We start from the raw sequence: 4,715 nt of genomic DNA on the forward strand, positions 1-4,715 counted from the left end.
CGCAGCCCTCATCCGCTGGGCCGCCATCGCCGGCATGACCCGCCGCATCACCCGCGGCCAACCCGCACGCCGCCAAGCCCGCCGCACCTTCACCCGGACCTGATCAACCCGATCTCAAACACGCTCTCAGCCGGCTTTCATGTCACTGCCGACGGGCACGGCGGGTAGTGCTTGCGCCAGTTCGCTGCGACGTCGGATGCCGAGTTTGCGGAATGCCTGCCCGAGGTGCCATTCCACGGTCTTGACGGTGACGAAGAGCGTCTTGGCGATCTCGCGATTGGTCAGGCCCTCGCTCGCCTTCGCGACGACCCTTTGTTCGGCAGGAGTCAGTACTTGGGCGGTGGTCGCGGTCGCCGCGCGCGCACCGGCCAGGCGAAGTTCGCTACGGGCGGTTTCGATCAAGGCCGTCGCCCCGCATCGCTCAGCGCCCTCCAGGCCGTGGAGCAGACGCTCTCGACCCTCGGTGCGTCGTCCCGTCCGGCGCAACAGGGCGCCCGTGTCCACCTCGATCTTGGCCCGATCCAGCCGGTATGGCGTCGTGGCCATCAGGTCGTGAGCATGTTGTAGGTTTGTCATCGCCTGCTGCGGTGGCAAGACCCGGCTTCGTGCCCGTAGCGCGGCGGCGATCGGCCGGGGTGCCCCGAACCTGCGCGCGCGGAGGAGCTCCTCAGCGGTGACAAGGTCCGCTTGCCGCTCACGGCCTGTGGCGATCAGACCCTCGGTGAGCGGAACGATGTACTGCGCGGTGAGCCCGGGATGGTGCCAGCAGCGATCGATGGCAGCCTTTCTGCTCTTCAGCAACTCTGACGTGCTCGCTTGCACCTTCCCTTCGCTGATCTTGAGTGCTGCTCGCGCTACGGCGAGCTGATTGCAGAACGCCGCATCGGGCGGGCCGCCGGCACGGAGCAGAGAGTCCAGCACGGTCTGCGCCCGAGCCGGGCAGTCGAGCTCGATCAGGACCTGGACAGCCGTCGAGGCTGCCAGCCACACGGCTGGCGTGACGAGGGTGTCGTGCGAGAAGTCGGCAAGGACTCGCGATGCGAGTGTCTCCGCCGTTGCGAGCTCTCCCAGGTCTAGAGCGGCGAGGGCACTGACCGCCGTTGCTGCCTGCGCGGTCAGCAGACAACCGGCGGCACGTGCCTGGTCTGCGACGCCGCGCAGCACAGCATCCGCCCTCAGGGGCTGACCTGCCTGGCACAGTGTCCATGCGGCGAGGCAGACCTCGGGTAAGGGGTGGTCAAGCTCCCTCTGGGGTTTGGTAGGACGAAGGCTTAGTTCGGCCAGAACTCTTACTCGCGCGGCGTCCATGCCGCTGCCCAGCCCTCGTAGGGCCCGTAGTGCGGGTCCGCGTCGCGGCGGCGTTGGCTCTGGTGCGTCGCCGGCGGATGGCCGAGGGGTGAGGTCGTCGAGAGCAGCCGAGAATTCGCGTAGCCGTTGGAATACGGTGTGCTGTGCCGACTGGCCTCGTTGCAGGCCCTGGTGGACGATCCGGCGGCAGGCGTCGTAGCGGCCCTGGGCCAGGTGAGCCCCGGCGAGCAGCAGACGAGCACGATGGTGTAGACCCTCATCGGCGGGGTGCTGCAGCGCTTCATACAGATGGCTGAGCGCAGCGCTGTCACCGGAGCACAGCTCGGCGGCTGCGAGATCGACGAGCACCTTTACGGCCACGTTGTCGTCCGGTGGCTCGGCGAGACCTCGACGCAGGAGAGCCGCGGCCTGACGGGGGAGCCCTCGGCAGGTGGCGTCCGCCGCGCTGGCGGCCAGCATATCGACGACCCAACGATCCGCACCGGGCAGAGTGCGCAGCAGATGCGCCCCGATTGTGGCCAGGCTTCCACCGGTGCCGCTGAGCGCACGTGCGGCCAGATGATGAGCGGTGTGTCTTTGCTTCGGCGTGAGGCTGTCGTAGACGACTGACTGGATGACTGGATGAGAGAAGGCGAACGGCAGTGCAGCGTGCAGGATCTGCTCGTCGATGAGGGTTCTGGCCGCGCCGGTGAACGTGGAGGTGCTCATCTCGGCGACCGAAGCGCAGCGTCGGGCGTCCGCGTCCGGCCCGAGAACGGCTACGGCCTGCGCGGCGCGGCGCACGAGCGGCCCGAGGCGGTTGAGCCGGTGCAGCACATGCACGGTGGTACGTCGTGGAGCGACGTCGTAGAGATTCCCGACATCCTCGGCAGTGGGTTTGATCCCAGCAGTCACGGCCTCGGCGAGGATTTCCTTCACGAAGCGGGGGTTGCCCTGACACAGGGCGTAGCAGGCTTCTACGAATTCGGGCTCGGCATGGACGCCTTCGAAGTGTTCCGTGATCAATGCGCCGATGGCGTCGACGTCGAGTGGTCCCAGCCGCGCCAGACGCGCGGAGGGTCCGGTCGCCACCGCCGCGACCAACTCACCCCGATGGATCACGTCTAGTGGGCCTGTGGTGAACGCGAGGCCGATGCTTCCGTCTTCGAGCCGGTTGGCTATGTAGGCCAGCATGTTGAGCGACTCGATATCCGCGAAGTGGGCGTCGTCAACCACGATCACCAAGGGCCGTCGGCGGGACAGATTGCGGCAGACCCAGTACAGACCGTGCACGGTGGGATGCAACTCGAGCGTTCTAGGCGCCTCGGGGACCTTCTGCGACAGCAACTCGCTCGCCAGCTCTGCCGGCCCGCGAAGGACGGCGAATCTCTGATCGGGCGCCGTGATGTCACTGCAGCATTCCAATAGCTGCCGCGCCACCCCCCAGGGGAAATCACATTCCAATTCTGTGCCGCGCGCGCGAAGGATCTGAAGTCCTTTTTGTTGAGCGTCTTCGCGTAGCTTGCGAAGTGTCGCCGACTTGCCGATTCCTGCATTCCCCTCGAAGGCGATGGCCCGCCCGGTGCCGCTTCCCACATCCGTAAGAAATTCATCGATAGTGCGAAGTGCGTCTTCACGGCCGTGCAGGATAGTGCGGTGACGTGGCACGTGTCTCCCCCGAGGTGTCCATCGATAGGTGGTGCGACCGATCGGCGAGGTCGCTACGGCGTCCGCCATGCGCGCCTTCGCGGCCGGCGGAGTACGACTGTCCCTTGGACATGGAAGGGGTCACGGGGGGGGCGATCGGCCGTCGGAACGACGGAGGTGCCGGATGTCCCGGGGGTCGGTGGCCAGCACGTGAGGGGGGCTGGTGTGGTGCTGCGGTGCGACGCGTGCGGCTTGCTGAGAGGCGGCCTCGCCGCGGAAGTGATCGGCCGGCGCGCGGACGTCACGGCGTGGCTCGTGCACTGCCATTTTTGTTTGGCGGCTGGGGGATTGGTGGCTTTTTGCCGTTCCATGTCGGGTCCTTTGCGCGTGACAATAAGACGCCGACCAGACTTCCCGGCACACCAGTCTCGATAGTATGCGGAGATCCCCGCGTCACCGCAACCCACTTAGAGGAAAGTCTATGTAAAAAGAAAGAGATCGCCCTGCCCGGCCATATTTGGCAAACCGGGCAGGGCGAAATGGCGCGAGACATGCCGGAACTCGGAAGCACCGAGCGTTCGTGCGGTGGGGCCGGATCCGCTAGCCGGTGGGCCGCCGGCTGGCGTGCCAGCGATCGATCACCGCCGGAAGCTCGGTCATCAGATAGCTGTAGAAGTCGTGCATCTCACGCAGCCGCTGGCCGGCCCGGGTGTCCGCCCCGACGGCCTCTATGCCGCGTTCCGCCTCCTCCTGCATGGCCTTGACGACCTCGTTCTGGCTGGACATTAGGATGGCCCAGGCGCTGTCGCGGAAGCGGAAGTGTTCGCGACGGCTGCCAGGGACCGGCACGCGTTCGATCAAGCCGACGGACGACAGTGCCTTCACGGACATGGAGACGGTGCCCGAGCTGGCTTGCAGCCACTGGCACAGGTCGCCGGCGGTGACGGTCTCCGACTCGGCGAACAGCAGCGCCGCCAAGACCCGAGCCAGCATGCGCTGCATGCCCCCCTTGGTCAGGGTGAGTGCCAGTCGCTCGGCCGCATCGCGAGCCTCCGTCGTCATCGTGCCCCCGTTCTCTCCTCCCACACTCTACCGAGGTTTCAGAAAACTCGGAGAACTTGACCCTTCCCGTTCGGTCTGTGACGTCACGTGAGGCCACTGCCGGCCGGGGCCGGGTGCGGTGGCAGTCCCAGGTTCCGCACCCGCAGGACGGTGGCGTTGAGCCACATCAGCGGCTGGATCAGCAGGTCGACGCCGACCAGAAAGCAGAGCGTCCCCACCCCGGCCGGACCGCCCATCAGCCATCCGGCTGCGAGCAGGGTCAGTTCGAGCGCGCCCTTCGCCAGCCAGAACGGCCACCGCCATCGCTCCACCATGGTGATCGCGAGAAGGTCCATCGCCCGGATGCCGAACCCGCTCATGATGATCAGCGCCGAACCGTATGCGCAGCACGTGGTGCCCGCTGCGAGTAACGCCGCTGCGGGTATCGGAGCGAGGCGAACCGGGTCGAGGATTAGCAGGACGTCGATGACGCTGCCGCAGAGGAAGAACGTCAGCAGTGGGGACAGTGCCGGGCGGCGACGTGTCCATACGGCGACGATGGACACGCAGGTGACCGCGACGGCGGCCTGCGCGATGCCGATCGTCGCCGGTATGTGACGCAGCAGGCCGATCGCGAACGTATCGAGCGGGTCGGTGCCGAGGTGCGAAGCGATGAAGAAGTACGCGCCCAGTGAGAAGAAGAAGCAGCCGATGAGATAGGGGAGGGCTTTGTCGACGGC

General features: G+C 66.6%; 3 protein-coding genes. All 3 read right to left on the reverse strand.

Annotation, left to right across the window (positions count from 1 at the left end; translation table 11 throughout):
• Positions 1–126 precede the first annotated feature (126 nt).
• On the reverse strand, positions 127–2,955 hold the full coding sequence (locus ABD52_RS38810; protein WP_161801658.1) for an AAA family ATPase: 2,829 nt from the start codon (positions 2,953–2,955) through the stop codon (positions 127–129).
• A 579-nt stretch (positions 2,956–3,534) separates the two neighbouring features.
• The gene (locus tag ABD52_RS36315) at positions 3,535–3,996 is read right to left on the reverse strand and encodes a GbsR/MarR family transcriptional regulator (protein WP_047894729.1); all 462 of its coding nucleotides are present in this window, start codon (positions 3,994–3,996) and stop codon (positions 3,535–3,537) included.
• Positions 3,997–4,079: 83 nt separating this feature from the next.
• Positions 4,080–4,715 (reverse strand): YitT family protein (locus ABD52_RS39970; RefSeq protein WP_047894730.1); only part of this gene is annotated, 636 nt, incomplete at its 5' end.

It is taken from the genome of Micromonospora sp. RV43, assembly GCF_001029515.1.
In the GTDB taxonomy this organism is placed as follows: domain Bacteria; phylum Actinomycetota; class Actinomycetes; order Mycobacteriales; family Micromonosporaceae; genus Micromonospora; species Micromonospora aurantiaca.

Coding starts and splice junctions, on each gene's coding strand:
- ABD52_RS36315 (WP_047894729.1), bottom strand. CDS start 3,996: ATGACGACGGAGGCTCGCGATGCGGCCGAGCGACTGGCACTCACCCTG.